Annotated in this window: 14 protein-coding genes; 10 read left to right on the top strand and 4 right to left on the bottom strand. The window is 55.9% G+C overall.

Going from position 1 to position 15,163, the window contains the following annotated elements:
• Positions 1-160: 160 nt before the first annotated feature.
• Positions 161-1,129, top strand: a complete 969-nt coding sequence (gene msrP / locus LAO76_12585; protein ID MBZ5491759.1) for a protein-methionine-sulfoxide reductase catalytic subunit MsrP — start codon at positions 161-163, stop codon at positions 1,127-1,129.
• Complete coding sequence (locus LAO76_12580) at positions 1,129-1,773, top strand: sulfoxide reductase heme-binding subunit YedZ (GenBank protein MBZ5491758.1); 645 nt, start codon at positions 1,129-1,131, stop codon at positions 1,771-1,773. Before msrP ends, LAO76_12580 begins: the two co-directional genes overlap by 1 nt.
• A 103-nt stretch (positions 1,774-1,876) precedes the next feature.
• Here the strand turns inward: LAO76_12580 and LAO76_12575 are convergent, their stop codons facing one another.
• The gene (locus LAO76_12575; protein MBZ5491757.1) at positions 1,877-3,430 is read right to left on the bottom strand and encodes a TonB family protein; all 1,554 of its coding nucleotides are present in this window, start codon (positions 3,428-3,430) and stop codon (positions 1,877-1,879) included.
• Between the two features lie 309 nt (positions 3,431-3,739).
• Positions 3,740-3,955 (bottom strand): hypothetical protein, encoded by a 216-nt coding sequence (locus tag LAO76_12570; protein MBZ5491756.1) that lies wholly within the window; start codon positions 3,953-3,955, stop codon positions 3,740-3,742.
• 671 nt (positions 3,956-4,626) lie between these two features.
• Here LAO76_12570 and LAO76_12565 point away from each other — a divergent pair.
• A complete protein-coding gene (locus tag LAO76_12565; GenBank protein MBZ5491755.1) occupies positions 4,627-7,878 on the top strand; it encodes a TonB-dependent receptor in 3,252 nt (1,083 codons plus the stop codon).
• A 65-nt stretch (positions 7,879-7,943) separates the two neighbouring features.
• Here LAO76_12565 and LAO76_12560 read toward each other — a convergent pair whose 3' ends face one another.
• Both LAO76_12560 and LAO76_12555 read right to left on the bottom strand, forming a co-directional pair.
• Positions 7,944-9,314 (bottom strand): MATE family efflux transporter, encoded by a 1,371-nt coding sequence (locus tag LAO76_12560; protein MBZ5491754.1) that lies wholly within the window; start codon positions 9,312-9,314, stop codon positions 7,944-7,946.
• A 99-nt stretch (positions 9,315-9,413) separates the two neighbouring features.
• A complete protein-coding gene (locus LAO76_12555) occupies positions 9,414-9,662 on the bottom strand; it encodes a hypothetical protein (GenBank protein ID MBZ5491753.1) in 249 nt (82 codons plus the stop codon).
• Between the two features lie 211 nt (positions 9,663-9,873).
• Between LAO76_12555 and LAO76_12550 the strand changes: the two genes are divergently transcribed.
• The 7 genes from LAO76_12550 to hisH all read left to right on the top strand — a co-directional run bounded on the left by LAO76_12550 (position 9,874) and on the right by hisH (position 15,163).
• Positions 9,874-10,233, top strand: coding sequence for a hypothetical protein (locus LAO76_12550; GenBank protein MBZ5491752.1), 360 nt, complete (start codon positions 9,874-9,876; stop codon positions 10,231-10,233).
• 244 nt (positions 10,234-10,477) lie between these two features.
• Entirely contained in the window at positions 10,478-10,819 is a 342-nt protein-coding gene (hisI, locus tag LAO76_12545; GenBank protein ID MBZ5491751.1) for a phosphoribosyl-AMP cyclohydrolase, read from the top strand.
• Complete coding sequence (gene hisG / locus LAO76_12540) at positions 10,816-11,685, top strand: ATP phosphoribosyltransferase (GenBank protein MBZ5491750.1); 870 nt, start codon at positions 10,816-10,818, stop codon at positions 11,683-11,685. Before hisI ends, hisG begins: the two co-directional genes overlap by 4 nt.
• Positions 11,685-12,932 (top strand): histidinol dehydrogenase, encoded by a 1,248-nt coding sequence (gene hisD / locus LAO76_12535; GenBank protein ID MBZ5491749.1) that lies wholly within the window; start codon positions 11,685-11,687, stop codon positions 12,930-12,932. Before hisG ends, hisD begins: the two co-directional genes overlap by 1 nt.
• Positions 12,925-13,995 (top strand): histidinol-phosphate transaminase, encoded by a 1,071-nt coding sequence (hisC, locus tag LAO76_12530; protein ID MBZ5491748.1) that lies wholly within the window; start codon positions 12,925-12,927, stop codon positions 13,993-13,995. The genes hisD and hisC overlap by 8 nt, the downstream gene beginning before the upstream one ends.
• Entirely contained in the window at positions 13,992-14,579 is a 588-nt protein-coding gene (gene hisB, locus LAO76_12525) for an imidazoleglycerol-phosphate dehydratase HisB (GenBank protein ID MBZ5491747.1), read from the top strand. Before hisC ends, hisB begins: the two co-directional genes overlap by 4 nt.
• Positions 14,576-15,163 carry an imidazole glycerol phosphate synthase subunit HisH gene (gene hisH, locus LAO76_12520; protein MBZ5491746.1) on the top strand — a complete coding sequence of 196 codons (588 nt, stop codon included), beginning with the start codon at positions 14,576-14,578 and terminating at the stop codon, positions 15,161-15,163. The genes hisB and hisH overlap by 4 nt, the downstream gene beginning before the upstream one ends.

Below are 15,163 nucleotides of genomic sequence, written 5' to 3'. Positions count from 1 at the left end.
CAATATCTCAGCAACTTGCACTCTTTGCGTGCCTCAAAAATCCAAGCGCTCCCCAAATTCGTACTCCAAATGTATCTTTCTGCAAGCCAGATCATCTCAAAGTAAGTGCCGGATATCGGTGGCGGGGCAGTAAAATAGAAGCAAGGGTGCACGGAATAATATGCTGATCAAGAAACCAACTGACATACCGTCCTCAGAGATCACTCCCAAATCGACCTACCTGACCCGGCGCAAGTTTATTGCTGGTGCGGCGGCAGCGAGTGCGGCGCTGGCAGGCGGCTTTTACCTGCGCGACCACATGAGCGCATCTGAGACCGTCCATGCCGACGGCCAAAAACTCAGCGGCATTGTGAAAAGCAAGCTCAGCACCTCAGAGACTCCCACATCATTCAAGGACATTACGAATTACAACAATTACTACGAATTCAGCACGGACAAATACGAGCCGAACGGGCTAGCAAAAAACTTTCGTACGCGCCCATGGATCGTCGCAATTGATGGCATGGTGAAGAAGCCCAAGAAGCTGGATATTGACGCCATCATGAAGCTTGCGCCGTTGGAAGAGCGCATCTATCGCCATCGCTGCGTTGAAGGCTGGTCCATGATTATTCCCTGGGTCGGATTCCCGCTCAGCGCGTTGATCAAAGCCGCAGATCCGCTCCCCAGCGCAAAGTTTGTCGCGTTTCAGACCGTTCTCGCTCCCGATCAGATGCCCAACCAGAAGCGCAGTGGCGTGCTGGACTGGCCTTATGTTGAAGGCCTGCGCATGGATGAGGCCATGCATCCGCTGTCCATCATGGCCGTCGGCCTGTACGACGAAGTTCTTCCCAACGTCGATGGCGCCCCCCTGCGTTTGGTGGTGCCGTGGAAATACGGATTCAAGGGCATCAAGGCGATCGTAAAGATCAGTTTTACTGACTCCATGCCGCCGACAACGTGGAACAGGATGGCTCCCGATGAATACGGCTTTTATTCCAACGTGAATCCGCAGAAAGACCATCCGCGCTGGAGCCAGGCAAGTGAGCGCCGGATTGGCGAATTTCGCAAGCGCCCCACGCTCATGTTCAATGGCTATGCTGATCAGGTCGCAAGCCTCTACTCGGGCATGGACCTGCAAAAAAATTACTGATGAAATCGCTGCCGGAAAAGTTTATTCGAGCATTGAAAGCGCCGGTGTTTCTCCTCTGCCTGGGGCCGGCCTTTGTGCTTACATGGAAAGGCTTTCATGACGGCCTGGGCGCGAATCCCATTGATGTAATCACGCGGACCACCGGCAGGTGGACGCTCACGTTCCTGCTGATCACGCTCAGCGTTACGCCGGTTCGCAAACTCAGCGGCCTGACTTGGCTGATCCGCTTCCGCCGAATGCTGGGGCTATTCGCGTTCTTTTACGGTTCACTGCATTTGATGACGTACATTTGGCTCGACAAGTTTTTTGACGTCCATGCAATGCTCCACGATATTGCCAAGCGCCGATTCATCACCGCAGGCGTGACGGCATGGATCCTGATGTTGCCGCTCGCACTCACCTCCACAAAGGGCTGGATTCGCCGCATGGGCGGCAAGCGCTGGCAAAAGCTGCACCGCCTTATCTACTTCAGCGCGGCTGCGGGCGTGATCCATTTCATCTGGCTGGTCAAGGCAGACTTGCGCCGACCTTTGACCTACGGCGCGGTACTCGCGATCCTGCTCTCTTATCGACTCGTCATCTGGGTGGTATCGCGCATACGTGCGCGCCGTGCCGTGGCGACCCAGCAGACGGCCCGCGCCTAGGCAACATCCTGAAAGCAACCGCGTGCAACGATTCCCAGAAACGCCAAAGGCGCATCCTGAATCGCTCTCAAGATGCGCCTCGGTACGTTGAATCAGGTATTGATCAGCGGAAATTCAGCCTGATCGTGGTTGATTGTTCAATCGGCTGGCCGTTGAGCTTGGCCGGCTTGAACAGGTAACCCATGACCGCCTGAATCGCGGCATCTTTGAAAACGGGCTGTCCGCTCATAAATTTCGGATTGTATGGCTTGCCATCCTTTCCTACCGTAACTAACACAACGGCAGGGCCGGTGATGCCACGGGCTTTGGCAATGGCCGGATAAACGAGTGGGCCGGTCCTGAGCACCTGAAGAGGCTCAAGCTGCGATTGCTCAATCGCAGCCGCCGAAGGCGCCGAGGATGCTACAGGCCGCGCCAGACTGGATAAAGGCGCTGCCGAATTCGTGGTGTCCGCGGTGAAAGAAGGGGCTACATCCGGGGCTGCTGTCACCGTGTTCTGCTTCGCGATCCTGGACGTTCCGGTGCTGCCAAGAGTAGCGACCGACGCCGGCTTCTCCGTGACAACAGGTTTTTCTGCCGGCGATGAATTCTTCTCGGCAACCGTCTTGGCCGATGGTTTCTCCGCTACAGACTTTGCAGCCGGAGGCATCGAAATTGTGCTTGGCGTAGCGGCCGCAGCCGTCGCGCCGGAAGCGGGCTGTCCCGTACCGGATGGCGGCACAATGGCCGGAGGCACATTCGCGGCTTCCTGCGTCTGCTGCGGCGCGGCGGTTTTGGGCTTTTGCATTTTCAGGAAGGCAAACGTGGCCGCAGCGGCAATCACCAGCACCGCAACCACGCCAATCATCATGAATCGGCTTCCGGATTTTTTATCCTCTGCCGCCACTGAATCAAACGTGCCAAAATTTGCTCGCGGTGCGGCTTCAAAGCGCTTCTCTTCTTTTTTGGGCGGCGTGGCAAGCGGAACCACTTCCAGAGGCGCACTCTTGATAGGCTCCGCTTTGGCAGGGGCCGTGGCGGCCGCGCGCGGGGCTGAAGACGAAGGCTTGATCACCACGGCCGGAGGAGTTGCCTGTACGGGCGGCTGCACTGGCGTGGGCGCCGGGACTGCCACGGGTTTGGCCGTGATTGCCGGCACTGGCTGCCGCGGAGCTTCCACCTGCGGATTCTCCTCGCGGGCGCGACGCTCCTTTTGCAGCAGCGCGGAAATCTGATCGGCCATGGTTTTAAGCACGGCCACATGCGTAATGGTAAAAGCGTGCGGCGTAGGCGCAAATGCCGCCAATACGCCAACCACCCGGCTGTCTTCACGGATCGGCGTCACTACCATGGAGCGTATTCCCAGTGCGCGGATCGCGGCCGTGTCGACGCGCGTATCCGTCTCACAATCGTCGCAACGCAACTCTTTGCCGGTTTGAATGCAGAGTCCGGTAAAGGTCCCATTGACGCGCAACGCCGCACCGACCTCCGGCGCGCTGGCCCCGCTACGTGCGCGGCATACGATCTCATCGGCGTTGCCTTCGCTTAGTGCGATGGCCACTCCGGAAGCGTTGGTAAAGGCTTGGGCGCGTTGCGCCACTACCGCCAGATCGTCCGGCGAGGCGCCACGGCCTCTCTTGCTCGCGGTGCTGTTAGCAGTATCTGCTTGGGTTGCCATGTGTACGCCGTCCCTCAAACTTCTATTTTTTCTTTTTAATTTGAACTCGCTGTGTTGCCCCGGAAAATATTTCTGTCGAAGCGTTCAAAGAGCGATTCGAATCAAATCCGCTCCATGCGCTTCTGCACGTTCACACATCCCGCCCCGGCTGACGCCGATGGCCCGATCACCGCTCTGCCGTATCCTGGGACCAAAAACCAACCGGGCCGCGAACGTAAGACGTGAGCGCTTTGCCGGTTACGCGTTGCGTGGGGGACTCGCTTTGGGAGCGAGGGAATGGACGCGTGTACGGCGACGAGCGGCCGGTCTTTACGGCCAAACCCGTTTGGTTTTGTCTCCGCCGTTGCTGGATGTTTGCACTGCCACCGGACGTGCCGCTTCCGGAACGCCCTGGGCGCTGCCGCCTTCCAGGATTCGCGCTGCTACTCGCAGGGCTTCAATCTCGGCATTCAAGCCTGAGATTTGCGCCTGGAAAATGGCGATTTGGTTTTCTTTCTCTTTTATCGCGTCATATATATTGTTCATGGTTTTACAGGCCTCAGGCGCGAATATAGCAACAACTGTTCGAATGTCAATCGGTACCCAGGTACACACGTTCAGTTATATACCTTAAGAATCAACACATTAGTACATGTCCGCAGGTCATTTAGCTTCTGCTGTGTTTTCCAAGATATACCCCCGAAATCCGGCAAAATCCGATGAAACCCAGAGTCACACGGCCGAACCCGGATAGCTAACGCGGGTATTTCCCATTATGGAACTGGCTGTTACCTTCGTAACCTCACATGCACTATGAATGCACCCCGGCACGAACTATGCGACGGCGCAAAACTTTCCGTTGGACAATGCCGCGCGATGACATTCGCTTAACCGGCATTGTCTGAGTGGCCACAAAACATGTGGCGCCTCGCTCGATATTCAGTAATACGGATTTCTGGATAGTTATCGAGAGTTAAATTTCGTGATGAAAAGCAATCCACTACCGATTTCGTCAGAAGGCATTTATTTTCACTAGACGTATTACCAAAAGGGTTTAAAATTCTCCGCGTCTCTCGGTTCTTGCATTCAGCGATGCTGGAGTGCGCTGTTGCTCTAACCATGGAGAGGGAGATGAAGAAGCTAGATCAAGGAGATCCTCGATGAAGCGTCTGCAACAGTTCTGTACGATCGCATTCTTATGTTGCTGTTTGCCATTTATGGCAAATGCACAGAGCGCATCCAGCGCACAAATTTCGGGTACCGTGGTTGACCCGCAGGGAGCGGTCGTTCCGGGCGCCAAGGTGACCGCAACCAACCAGGCAACGGGCACAGGCCGATCAGCAACAACCACCTCGACCGGTAACTATGTGATTCCCAACCTTCAACCTGGCACTTATGACGTGGCCGTTGACGCAAAAGGGTTTGCGCCGGGTTCAACAAAAAATATCGTTCTGAATTTGGGCGACCAGAGAGACCTCGGCTTCAAGTTAAACGTGGCAGGATCAACAGAAAGCGTGGAAGTGACCACGCAAGCCCCTCTAATCGAAACCACCAAGACTGATGTCTCCACCAATATCACGAACCTGGATATGGAACGACTGCCTACACTGGCTGGCGCCGGCGGCACAGTGAATGATTACGCCCAGCTCGCGCTTACGGCCCCTGGCGTAAAGTCTGATACCAGCGGCTTGACCACCGATCTTATCTCTCCCGGCTCCATCAACAATCGCGGCAATCTTTACAACGTAGATGGCGCCAACATAACTGACCAACTGGTTTCCGGCCGTGATAGCACAGGCGCATCCATTGACGAGGTGCAGGAATTTCAGGTTCTGACCAACAACTACAACGCGGAATACGGCCAGGCCACCGGCCTGGTAATGAATGTTGTAACGAAGTCCGGCACTAACAGTATTCACGGCGATGGTCACATGTATTTCCGCGGACGAAACCTGGCCGCATCTGATCCCTTTTATAATGTGGGAATTCTTGGCGACCCGCGCTGCCCCGATCCGACATCGATCGAGGGTTGTCCGCGCGCCCCTTTCCACCGCAAGGAAGGTGGTTTCACTTTAGGCGGTCCCTTCAAGAAGGATAAACTTTTCTGGTTTACCAGCTATGAGCTAAGCCGCCAAGCTGTCCCGCTCACGTTAACTCCCCCCCCTGAACTTGGGGGCAACGTTACGGTTCAGTCGCCAGTCAATAACCTGCTCTATTCTGCAAAGATCGATTACCACATCACAGACAAGCACTTATTGACAGCGCGCTATGCAGTGGACCGCCTTCGGGAAGCAAACGTTATCGTCCAAACGGGAACTAACATCACGCCAGATGGCCTCACCAGCAGCACGATTAACAATGCCAGCGTCAATGTAGGCTTGGTTTCTTCGCTCTCGTCCAACCTGACGAACGAAGCCCGGTTTGTTTTTTACCGTTTTGTCACCGCGACATCTGACGCCAGCAGCGCTCCCGGAATCATCCACACCGATCTTGGAGATGCGACGACCGGCGCAGATTTCTGCTGCCCCCAGGGTGGCCTGCAAAAGCGGTATCAATATATTGACAACTTGACCTGGGTCCACGGGAACCACACATGGAAAACCGGGTTCAACATCAGCTACTATCCCTGGAACTCGCTTTTCCCGCAGTTTCACTTTGGACAATACACCGCCAGCGGGACTGGGACCCCAACGGACCCCTTCGTTCCGACCAGTTTGACGATTGCGTTTGGCCCGGGAGAAGTCACCTCCAAGGACAACATCTACGGGTTCTACATCCAGGACACATGGAAGATCAGCCGCAAGCTGACCATGAACGCCGGATTGCGATATGACTTTGAAGCCGGCGCATTTAAAGGCGGCAAAATTCCCGGTCCGAACGGCACCTGTTTCCAGGGTAACGGTCTGATTTCGGCCTGTTCATCTGACGGAAACAACTGGCAGCCCCGGTTGGGTTTCACCTACGCTCCGTGGGACAAGACACTGTTCCGTTTGTCCTTTGCCGAGACAACAATGCTCGCCTTCAACAACGTAGTGCTGGATTCACTTAACTTCGATGGCACGACATTGAATACGGTTACCATCGACAACTCTACACCCGCGGGGGCTGCAGCACTGGCCGCCTTCCCCAATCTTCCGAGCCCCGCATTACTGGCGCCCTTTGCTCCTCAACTGAGCGGTCCTTTCGGCCGCGTAAGGCCCATCTCACCCGACCTAAAAAACCCGGAAATGCGTTCCGTGAACTTTGGTATTGAGCACCAATTCACCAACACCCTGAAGGCGGGGGTTCAGTACATCGGTCAGTTTGGTTTCGGCCTCTTTGGTGAGCGTGATTTTAACGCGCCAACATTGAATGCCGATCCAAACCATCCCGGTTTCTTTTTCTACAGCCCCGCGCGGCCGAATACACAATTTGCCGCTGTCCGCACAAATGAGAACTCGCGCACCTCGCACTACAACGGCATGCTTGTAAGCGTGGAAAAGAACATGTCCAGGCATATACAGTTCAATGCCAGCTATACCTGGTCACATGCTCTTACCTCAGGCGAAGACTTTTTTGGTCTTTCAGAACCGGGTGATTTCGTTAATACCCGGCCCGAGCTGGGGCCTGCGTTTAACGACATCCGCCACGCTGTGAACATGGGTGTGGTTCTGGATTCCGGCAAGATGACTTCCAACCACTTCGCCGGCGTTTTTGCCAATAACCTTGGATTGAGCTGGGTCGGCCAGCTGCAATCGGGACGGCCTTATCCGCTTTCGACAGGTACTGCTCCATTCGGCGGCAGCGCCAGATTTTTTGGCGCCGGCAGCGAAACGCAGCAGCGGCCCAACGTAGCGGCAGACGGAACCGTTAACACGTCTGGTATCGCTTCCTTCGATGGCGGTAACGCACTGTTTGGCCCCGGCGCGGTAGCGGCATGTATCGCCGGAGGGTTCCCAGCGGCGCAATGCCAGTCGATTCAAAATGCATTTGCACCGCCGGCGGGCGTAACTTTCACCGGCGCAGTGGATGCCGTTACGGGCGACGCTGTCACTTTCTCAAAAGTTAACGGCGACGTGGGCAGAGACGCCGCACGGGGATCACCGTTCTATAAGTTCGACGCTTCCCTGCACAAGTCGATTAACATGCCCAAGTACGAAAACATCAAGGTGGAACTCCGGTTTGATGCTTTCAACGTGTTCAACCACACCAATGCAACTTTGTTCAACACGAATGACGTACTTAACGTCTTGGGCCCATCTGTCACCAATGCCGGATCGCCTGGCGCGACCGTCAATCCTGATTTCTTCACCTGCACTGGCTGCATGCGGCCCAACGGCACTTACGTTGGAACTAACGGAAAGACCTTGACCCTGGCTGATCTGCAAAAAGGCGGCAGAATCCTCTCGTCGCCGTTTAATGGTCTTGGCGATCCGGGGTCTGATGACGGACCGCGCAAACTCCAACTCTCATTCCACGTTCGCTTCTAACCGCGTACGTGTACAAACCAACAGGCGGGCCTCCGGGCCTGCTTTTTTATGCCGACAGCTATCGGTCACACTCCGGTCGCTGTTGATCTTGTCAGGGTTAGTCGTTTAATCTCGGCTTGCCACACAGCCAACAGGACGCTCCCAATCAATACGAGCGCCAGACACAACCCCAGCCACATGCCCACTGCTCCCATTTTCATCTTGAAGCACAGGAACGCGCCCAGCGGAAGGCCTATTACCCAGTAGCCGACAAAATTAGCGAGCATAGGAATACGGGTGTTACCAGCGCCTCTGAGCGCTCCCGTCGCAACAACCTGTAGTCCATCGAATAACTGGAACACCGCCGCCACCAGCAGCAACGTGGCCCCGGCATTGACCACGGCGGCTTCCGGCGTATATGCGCGAGCAATCGGCCTGGCAAACAAGAACAGCGCCAGCCCTGAGCACGACATGAAAAGTGCGCCAAAGAAGATTGCCATCCATCCGGCGCGGGCGGCCGCGTGCGCATCCTGTGCGCCCATGGCGTGGCCCACCCGCACAGCCGCGGCGGAGCATATTCCTAGCGGAACCATATAAGTGAAGCTCGCAACATTGAGGGCAATCTGGTGTCCGGCAAGCTGCACCGCGCCAAGTTTGCCGATCAGAAAAGTTGCCATGGCAAAAGCGCCGACCTCAAGTAATAGCTGCGCCGCTGCCGGAAGTCCCAGCCGCAGCAGCACGCGTATCCGATTGAGTTCAAAACGCCGTGAAGCGCTCCACAGCCCGCTGGATCGTTTGCGATCGTAATACACCGCTGCAATCGCCAGCACCACGACCATATATGCCCGAGAGATGCACGTGGACCATCCGCTGCCGGCCACACCAAAGGCCCGCGCTCCAAGATGCCCGTAAACCAGCACCCAGTTCCCCGCCAGGTTCACCAGGTTCGCCGATACCAGGGCAAATACCACGGGCTTAACAATGTGCATGGACTGCAGGTAGCGTCGCAAGGCAAAGTAGAGAGCAAGCGGCAGCGTGCTCCAGACCAGCGCTTTAAGAAATGGGACCGTCGTACTGACCAGTGATGGCGCAAGTCCTAAATGGCCGAACAGTGGCAGAAATATCAATACCGAGGCCATTAAAATGGGAGACAGAATGCATGCCAGATAAAGCGAGTTCCACATGGTGCGGTGGCACTCTTCCAGACGACGTGCGCCATACGCCTGCGCCACCAAAGTGTCCATACCCAGCATTACACCGCTGCCAAAAATTCCAATCGTGTAAAAAAGCGTGCTGCCGAGGCTGACCGCGCCAATGGCGGTCGCGCTATCCGGCAGCCGACCCACCATTACGGTGTCAGTAAATGCCATGGCCAGCCATCCCAGCTCAGTAAGGGCAAGCGGCGCTGCCAGCCGCAACATGGGACGAAATTCCTGGCCTATCTCACGCGTTTCCACTGGATGATTTAAACACACCTTTTCCATTGCACACGGAAGGCCATATTTTGCGAAATAGGGGTAAAGAGGCAGGGAGATGCCGGGGCTGCCTAGCTGGGATCAGTTGACGATGAACGGCTCCGCGTCAGGATAATCTTCAAGGATGGCGTGATAACCGGAAGTGATACGTGTAGGATTTTTGACCGCCCGACGCAGCTCAAAACGGACATCGTGGTTGCACTTCCTGCAAATGGGGAACCGCTGGTCCTGGAGGAGAGTGGCCTCATGCATTAGACGGTGCGAATCGTGCGTAACCCGGTAAATTCCACTTTCAGGCACCAGATCTCCCGGTCGATATTTCTTTCGCACAGTGCTTCCTTGAGTGGATTCGATCCGCTGCTTTCGGAATCGTTGTAGATATTAAAAGATTTCCAATAATCGTGACAAGGCCCATGTACCAATGACATATGCGTCCAGAGTCTCTGCTATTTTATTTACCCGAAATTCAGCGGACTGGGCTTTTCAAAATCAAATGCTGGGGTATAATCCGGAAAAATCAGCACAACCTGACCCAACATTCATGGCCAAAATTCTGTCGGTTTCTTCCAGTGAAGTCCTCAATACAACTCGCCAACTGCTGTTGGAACATAAAGGATTCATTGTTTGCTCCGCGCTGACTTTGGCGCAGGTTGAAGCCCTGGGTAAGACCAGTGAAAAAGTGGACTTGGCCCTTATTTGCCACGGTTTCCGCGGAGTGGAGAAGCGCAAAATTGCCCACGCCGTGAACCACTACTATCCCGGCTTGCCGATTCTGGAAATGTGCTTCCATTCGCCGGAGATTCCCGGCGCGGACTTTATCTTGAGTGATGCTCCTCACGAATTGATCGCCGCTATTGGTCTTGTGCTGGAAGGACGGCGGGTCCGCGGATATACGGAATAGCCCTCGGGTTAGCCGCTCGCGCCTACTTTTGCGATTGACATCTCCAAGGCAGGTTCGCTAGCATAACCGCTCATGGTTTCCCTGTCACATCGCCATCATCACCACCATTACACGGCGAGCGTGTCGGCGGAGGCCTGTAGAAGTTAAATACAGCGCACTTATAAAGATCAAAGGCCCGCCGGCTCAAACAAATCGGCGGGCTTTTTGTTTTGCTTCCTGTTAAAGCATGAACTTGTGAGGATATATGCAGATTGATTTTGACAAAATGGATGGCCTGGCCCCCGCCATTGTGCAGGAAGACTCCACGGGCGAGGTACTGATGGTGGGATTTATGAATTCTGAAGCTTACGCACGAACCGTGGAAACCGGCTATGTGACGTTTTATTCCCGTACCCGGCAAAAGCTGTGGATGAAAGGCGAGACCTCCGGCAACCGGCTCCGCATAGTTTCTGCATTGACGGATTGCGATCGCGATACACTGCTGTTCCGTGTGCAGGTGGAAGGCGACGGTCTGGTATGCCACACCGGCACAAAGTCATGCTTTACTGAGCCGATTGCAGTCAACACCGTGGAGGCGCCGCGATGAAGCTGCGCGTCGGGTTACCCAAGGGAAGTTTGCAGGAATCAACCATCGCCCTGTTCAAGCGCGCGGGCCTAAACGTTTACACCAGCAGCCGTTCGTATTTTGCCGCCACTGACGATCCGGAAATTGAGTGCATGCTGATCCGCGCCCAGGAAATGGCACGCTACGTTGATCACGGCGCGCTCGACTGCGGCCTTACCGGCAAGGACTGGGTGGTGGAAAGCGGCCTGGAGTTGCAAACCGCCGCCGAACTGACCTACGCAAAGCAGGGCCTCGGCAAAGTGCGCTGGGTGCTCGCCGTGCCGGAAGATTCAGCATTCAAGAAAGCCGAGGACCTGGCGGGAAAGATTATCGCCACCGAACTGGTAAATGTGACTCGTAATTTCTTTGCAGGCCGCAATGTTCCGGTGAAGGTTGAATTTTCCTGGGGCGCGACCGAAGTAAAGCCGCCCACGCTGGCCGACGCCATCGTTGAAATCACAGAAACCGGCAGCTCTCTCCGCGCCAACCGCCTGCGCATCATCGAAACCATTATGGAGTCCAGCACGCAACTCATCGCCAACAAAGCGGCATGGGCAAGTGACGAGAAACGCCACAAGATTGAAAATCTTGCCCTGATGCTCTCCGGCGCCATCTATGCCCAGGGCCGCGTTGGACTGATGCTCAACGTTCGCAAACAGGACCTGCCGGGCGTCCTGGCCGTGCTGCCTGCGTTGCAGAAGCCAACCATTTCCACCCTGAGCGATGGCGAGTGGGTGGCGGTGAATACAATCATTGAGGAATCCACCGCGTGGAAAATCATGCCTCAACTCAAAGCCGCCAAAGCCGAAGGTATTGTTGAGTATCCATTGAATAAGGTGGTGCTGTAATGCGGACGCTGCGTGGCCGCAAAGCCGAGGCTTTTGTTCGAGCACTGGAACAGCGCGGCGCAACCGACCTGGCTCGCGTGGAGCAAAAGGTGGCGCGCATCGTGGTCGATGTGCGCAAAAACGGAGACAAGGCTTTGCGACGCTATGCCGAAAAACTAGACGGCTTGCAAGCCAAGCAGCCGCTCCGCGTTGCAGATGCAGAACTCGAGCAAGCATGGAGCGCGGTTCCCGAAGTCTTCAAACAAGCGTTGAAGGTCGCAGCCGACAATATACGGCAATATTGCGAATGGCAAAAGCCGCAGCAGTGGCGCAACGCCATAGCGCCGGGAATCAACGTCGGGCAGGTCGTGAGACCATTACAGTCTGCCGGCTGCTACGTTCCTGGCGGGCGCTATCCTCTGCCTTCAACCATGCTCATGACGGTGATCCCCGCACAGGTGGCGGGCGTTCGGGAAATTCGCATTGTATCTCCCCGCCCGGCCCCAGAGACCCTGGCGACCGCGCATTTCCTCGGCGTGCACGAGTTCTACAGAATCGGCGGAGCACAAGCGATTGCCGCATTGGCCTATGGAACAACAAGTATCCAAAAGGTCGACAAGATCGTGGGGCCGGGAAACCTGTTTGTGACCGCCGCAAAGAAGCTCGTTGCCTTTGATTGCGGCATCGACTTTCTTGCCGGACCGACAGAGATTGTGATTGTGAGCGAACGCGGCGAACCACGATTCATCGCCGCTGATCTGGTCGCCCAGGCAGAACACGACCCCGACACGCTGGCCGTGTTCATCACATCTTCTGCCACGCTGTCGGAAAAGGTCGCTACCGAAGCAAAGCTAGCCGCGACACAAAATGAACTCGCGAAAGTTTCTCTCAAAGAAAACGGCGCAATTCTGCTGGCCGAATCCCACGAACAAGCTCTGGAATTTGCCAACCGCATTGCCGCCGAGCACATTACCGTGAATGAAGAAGACCTTGCGCATATCAACAATGCGGGGTCGATCTTCATCGGGGACTATTCCCCGCAGGCAGCGGGCGACTACGCTTCCGGACCTAACCATGTGCTTCCCACCGGCGGTGTGGCGCGTTTTCGGGGTGGACTTGGAGTGCAGGATTTTGTTAAGACCATCTCTGTCCAGCAGCTTTCACGCGATGGGCTGGACCGTATCGCTTCCGCGGTGATCACGCTGGCGGAAGCAGAGGGCCTGAAAGCCCACGCAGAATCTATTCGAGTGAGGTCAGCAAATGCTTAAGGCGCGCCAGTGCGTCCGCGAGATGCGCGAATACCATTCTCCACTCAGCAGTCCCACAACTGAACTTCGCCTGGACATGAATGAGAGCACTACGGGCTGCTCGCCGCGCGTCCTTGCCAAACTGAACAGCATGGATGCGCGCACGCTGGCGCTGTATCCGCGCCGTGAGGCCGGAGAAAAGCTGGTGGCAGATTTTCTGGGCGTTGCGCCACAGCAGCTTCTGCTCACCAATGGCGCGGACGAGGCCATTGATCTTCTTTGTCGCGCCTATCTTGAGCCGCAGGATGAGATCGTCATCGTGGTCCCGACGTTCGCCATGTATGACGTGTTTTCCCAGATGGAACATGCGAAGGCCGTTCGTGTGCCGGCAGGCCCGGATTTCAGTTTCCCTCTGGAGCGCGTGCTGAATGCTCTGACGGCCAAGACGCGGATCGTCGTCATCTGCAATCCCAACAATCCCACGGGCGTCGACGTGCCGCGCTCAGCGATTATGCAAATCAGCCAGGCAGCGCCTGATGCGGCAATCCTGCTGGACGAAGCGTACTTTGATTTCTATGGCCAGACCATGCTCGACCAAGTTGGCAAGCTGCCCAACTTGTTCATTGCCCGAACATTTTCTAAGGCTTACGGACTGGCGGGCATCCGGCTGGGCGCGATGGTAGGCGATGTGGAACAGATATCGGTATTGCGGCGCATGGCTTCTCCCTTCAACGTGAATGCGTTCGCCATTGAGTGTCTGGCTGAAGCGCTGGCAGACCGCCAGTTTGTAGCCGACTACGTTACGCAGGTCATCGCCAGCCGGGAATGGCTGCACAAGGAACTGGAAAAGCTCAGCTTCAAGTGCTGGCCCAGCCATGGCAACTTTATCCTCTGCCGTTTGGGCGAAGAGAAAAAGTCCATTCTTGACGCTTTGCGCGCGCGCGGCATTTCGTTGCGTGACCGCCCAGATTGCGAAGGCTGCGTGCGCATCACCATTGGCAAGCAGCAAGAGATGGAACGGCTGATGGCCGAACTCAAGCAGATATTGTCTAAACTTCCCACGGCGAATCAGGCAGCGCGATGAGAAAAGCGTCGATCACGCGTTTGACTACAGAAACGCAGATCAAACTCGCGCTGACCATTGAGGGCGGCGGCCGTTATGAAGTTTCCACCGGAATCCGATTTCTGGATCACATGCTGGAACTCTTTGCCCGCCATGGAGCTTTCGACCTGAAGCTGAAAGCCACCGGAGACCTCGACGTGGACCAGCATCACACTGTGGAAGACGTGGGCATTGCTCTGGGTGAAGCGTTTGATAAGGCGCTGGGCGATAAGCGCGGCATCATGCGCGCAGGATATTTTCTGATGCCGATGGATGAAACGCTCGGTCTCGCCGCGATCGACTTCAGCGGTCGTGCCGCCGCAGTAGTAGATACTCGTGTAAAAACGCGGGTGGTGGGCGATCTGCAGTCGGAACTGGTTTACGATTTCTTTGAAGGCTTTGCTCGTGGCGCGCGCGCCAATGTCCACCTCAAGATAGTCTATGGACGTTCCAACCATCACAAGATTGAAGCGCTCTTCAAGGCCTTTGCCCGAGCATTGCGCGTGGCCTGCTCACGCGATAAGCAACTGGCCAGAATGCTGCCGAGCACCAAGGGCCTTCTATGATCGCGATTGTGGATTACGGCGCGGGCAATATTAGCTCGGTGAAAAAGGCGCTGGAACATCTTGGCGAGGACGCGCAGGTGACCTCCGATCCTTTAGTGATCACCGCCGCGCAGAAACTTGTTATGCCGGGCGTCGGCCACTTCAGCCGATGCCAATCGCTCAATGAATACCTGCGGGCGCCAGTGCTTGATGTCATCAAGAGCGGTAAACCGTTTCTGGGAATCTGCGTCGGCATGCAGTGGCTGTTTGCGGGCAGCGCGGAAGCACCGGAAACACCTGGGGCCGCTCTCTTCGCGGGCGAATGCTCGCGCTTCCCTGCTTCAGTAAAGTCGCCTCATGTCGGCTGGAACCAATTAGAGGTCCGACCGGGGGCGCGCCTGCTCCAGGGCGTGAACAGCGGAGCGTTTGTGTATTACACCCATTCTTACCGTTCTCCCGTGATCGCCGAGACTACGGCATGCACAAATTATGGCGGAGCATTTTCTGCTGCCGTGGAGCGCGAGAATGTCTTTGGTGTGCAGTTTCATCCGGAAAAATCCGCTGCAGCAGGTTTGAAAATCCTGGAGAATTTCTGTGCCTTGTAA

This window comes from Terriglobia bacterium (assembly GCA_020072645.1).
Taxonomy (GTDB): domain Bacteria; phylum Acidobacteriota; class Terriglobia; order Terriglobales; family Acidobacteriaceae; genus Angelobacter.
This window is presented reverse-complemented; position numbering and strand designations above follow the sequence as displayed.

Excerpts from the sequence above, each read along its gene's own strand:
- msrP (MBZ5491759.1), top strand. The coding sequence starts at position 161 with ATGCTGATCAAGAAACCAACTGACATACCGTCCTCAGAGATCACTCCC.
- LAO76_12580 (MBZ5491758.1), top strand. The coding sequence starts at position 1,129 with ATGAAATCGCTGCCGGAAAAGTTTATTCGAGCATTGAAAGCGCCGGTG.
- LAO76_12575 (MBZ5491757.1), bottom strand. The coding sequence starts at position 3,430 with ATGGCAACCCAAGCAGATACTGCTAACAGCACCGCGAGCAAGAGAGGC.
- LAO76_12570 (MBZ5491756.1), bottom strand. The coding sequence starts at position 3,955 with ATGAACAATATATATGACGCGATAAAAGAGAAAGAAAACCAAATCGCC.
- LAO76_12565 (MBZ5491755.1), top strand. The coding sequence starts at position 4,627 with ATGGCAAATGCACAGAGCGCATCCAGCGCACAAATTTCGGGTACCGTG.
- LAO76_12550 (MBZ5491752.1), top strand. The coding sequence starts at position 9,874 with ATGGCCAAAATTCTGTCGGTTTCTTCCAGTGAAGTCCTCAATACAACT.
- hisI (MBZ5491751.1), top strand. The coding sequence starts at position 10,478 with ATGCAGATTGATTTTGACAAAATGGATGGCCTGGCCCCCGCCATTGTG.
- hisG (MBZ5491750.1), top strand. The coding sequence starts at position 10,816 with ATGAAGCTGCGCGTCGGGTTACCCAAGGGAAGTTTGCAGGAATCAACC.
- hisD (MBZ5491749.1), top strand. The coding sequence starts at position 11,685 with ATGCGGACGCTGCGTGGCCGCAAAGCCGAGGCTTTTGTTCGAGCACTG.
- hisC (MBZ5491748.1), top strand. The coding sequence starts at position 12,925 with ATGCTTAAGGCGCGCCAGTGCGTCCGCGAGATGCGCGAATACCATTCT.
- hisB (MBZ5491747.1), top strand. The coding sequence starts at position 13,992 with ATGAGAAAAGCGTCGATCACGCGTTTGACTACAGAAACGCAGATCAAA.
- hisH (MBZ5491746.1), top strand. The coding sequence starts at position 14,576 with ATGATCGCGATTGTGGATTACGGCGCGGGCAATATTAGCTCGGTGAAA.